Raw genomic sequence first — 2,214 nt, 5'->3', positions numbered from 1 at the left:
CCGGTGCCGGGCAGGCTGCCCCCGGCCACCGGCACGTCCGGCACCGGTGGATCGCTGGGCGGTGCCACGGGCGGCGGTTCCGGCGGCGGCGGCGGTGGCGCGGTCTCACCGGCGGTCAGGTTCGGATCGATGGCACCTTCTGGTGGCGGTGGTGGTGCCGGGGGAATCGGCGGCGGCGGTGCCACCGGCGGTGTCGGCGGCGGCGGTGGAACCACTTCGCCGCCACCGTTCGGCGCGGGGGCCGGCCCGACCGCAACCGTCGAGCGCAGGTACCAGTTCTCGCCGGTGCCGGCGCTGACGCCGCCCTTGAACAGGAAATACTCGTAGGCGCCGGCCGAGACCGGTGCGAACAACGAGAAGGCACCGGGCGCCGTGGTGGCGCCGTTCAGCGCCTGCACCACCAGGATGCCGTCGACCAGCGTGGCTGCCCCGCTGCCGCCCGCGTTGAAGATGCCGATGCCGGTGCTGCCGGTGGCCGTGCCGCCATCGATCACCAGCCGGTCGCTGGTGGCGTTGTCCGCCGCCAGCACGGTACGCAGGTACAGCCCGCCGCCATCGCCACGGTAGTTGCCGCGCACGGTGAACACATCGCCCGGCGCGGAGCCGGTCAGATCGATGCGCCCGGCGTTGACCACATTGACCAACGCGCTGCCGATGAAAGGTCGCACTGCATGCGTACCGCTGCCTGCATAGATCGTGCTGGTGTCATCCAGGGTGAGTGAACCGGTACCACTGACACTGTCACCGAGCACCAGATCGCCATCGAAGGTGAGCTCGGTGCTGTTGGCCAGGCTGATCGCTTCCCAGTTCTGGAACCGCGCGACGCCGCTGCCCTTGACGTTGCTGAAGCTGAGACGATCAATGCCGTTGCCGCCATCGAACAGCGGTACCGCGCCGATGTTGCCTTGGTTGAGGTTGCTCAGCGTGGCCACGTCGTCGTCGGGGCCTGCATCGATGGCGCCGTACACGATGCCGCCGCCGTTCCAGTTGAAGGTGTCGTTGCCGGTGCTCAACAGCACCTGGCCACGCACGGTGCCATCGGTGATGGTCACGCTGTCATTGCCGCCGCTGACGCTGATGTTGCCGCCGATATAGGCGGTGCCGGAGATGATGATGGTGTCGGTGTCGAAGCCTGTAACCACGTTGCCGTCGACGGTGCCGCCGGACATGTCCCACAGGTTCTTGTCCAGCTTCATGTTGACCCGGCCGATGCGGCCACCGGTCATCCACGCCTGGTCGCCATCTTCGAACGCACCGACGATGCGGCCACCGCTCATGCGGAAGGCATCGATGTTGTCGCCCTGCTGCAGGGCCCCGATGGTGCCACCGGTCATGACGAAATCATCGCGACCACTGAACTGCGTCACCAGCCCGGTGATGGTGCCGCCGTTGACGGTCAGCTGGTCATCACCGCTGCCCTGATCGAGGCTGCCGAGCGTGCCGCCGTTGAGCAGCAGCACGTCGTTGCCGTCGCCCTGCTGGACGGCGCCGGTGATGCTGCCTGCCAGCATCTGCAGGCGATCGTTGCCAGCACCGAACTGGACGCCGCCGGTGCCGCCACTGATGGTGCCGCGGTTGACCACGCTGCTGTCGCCTGCACCTTTGAAGGCGATGCCCCAGCCAGCGGCTGCGCTGATCTGGCCGTCGTTGACCACGCCGCTGCCGCCCTGCAGATACAACGCGTACCCCTGTGCCGAGGAAATGCTGCCACTGGCGGCATTGTTGACCGTCACCACCGCATCGGCATTGATGCCACCGGCGGTGCCGCTGCCGACGGTGCCGCTGGCCGCGATGCTGCCCTGGTTGTTGATGGTGCCGCCGGCCGTAGGGGCGACGAAGATGGCGTTGGCGTTGCTGGTACTCAGCTGCGCGCCGCTCTGTACGTTCACGGTAACGCCGCTGGCTCCAGCGCCAAGGGTGACCGGCGTTGCATCGGGGTTGGGCGCGGCCGCGCTGCAGGTAACGGTCTGCCCGGCGACGGGGGCGGAGGCATCACATCCCGCCCAGGCTGCCGGGGCGGCCAGTGCGAGCAGCGACGGCGCCGCCAGGATCTGGACCAGGGAAACGGTCAAACGGCGCCGGCGGAATCCGGGCGAGACGACATGGGACATACGGCACTCCTGGGTCGGGGATCAGGAACTGCTGATGCTATGTACGGCGCTGCTGACGCAGTCTGCCCTGCCATGAATGGTTTCGATAGGTGAAATTGCAGGC

At 67.9% G+C, this 2,214-nt stretch carries 1 protein-coding gene; it reads right to left on the bottom strand.

Annotation, left to right across the window (positions count from 1 at the left end; all coding sequences use genetic code 11):
• Positions 1 to 2,111: autotransporter outer membrane beta-barrel domain-containing protein (locus DBR20_RS23740; RefSeq protein ID WP_308812611.1), on the bottom strand; the 2,111-nt coding region annotated here is incomplete at its 3' end.
• Positions 2,112 to 2,214: the final 103 nt, after the last annotated feature.

Origin of the sequence: Stenotrophomonas sp. HMWF023, assembly GCF_003060985.1 — a bacterium.
GTDB lineage: Bacteria > Pseudomonadota > Gammaproteobacteria > Xanthomonadales > Xanthomonadaceae > Stenotrophomonas > Stenotrophomonas lactitubi.
The sequence above is the reverse complement of the archived record's forward strand: the minus strand, read 5'-3'. Positions and strand labels throughout refer to the sequence as shown.